Annotated in this window: 1 protein-coding gene; it reads right to left on the minus strand. The window is 51.4% G+C overall.

Features of this window, described 5'->3' with window-relative positions:
• Nucleotides 1-188: hypothetical protein (locus LJE08_RS14750; RefSeq protein ID WP_227403683.1), on the minus strand; the 188-nt coding region annotated here is incomplete at its 3' end.
• Nucleotides 189-218 lie beyond the last annotated feature (30 nt).

Genomic DNA, 218 nt, shown 5'->3' on the forward strand with positions numbered 1-218 from the left:
TAGCGCGATCCTGGCTGATATTCCTTGAACTCGGTCTGCTTGACTTGACCATCGCTGGTTCCCATCAGCAACGTTCCAGGCATATCCAGCCGATCAAAAATCATGGCCTTGATGATCTCTTCACCTTGTGCCAGTCCGATTGTCTGCGAGATGTGCTCACCAACGTCTTTCCAGCGAACGTCAGTCAATTCATGCACCGGCCGATAGATTAGGTGACC

Origin of the sequence: Holdemanella sp. DFI.5.55, assembly GCF_020593575.1 — a bacterium.
Taxonomy (GTDB): domain Bacteria; phylum Bacillota_I; class Bacilli_A; order Erysipelotrichales; family Erysipelotrichaceae; genus Holdemanella; species Holdemanella hominis.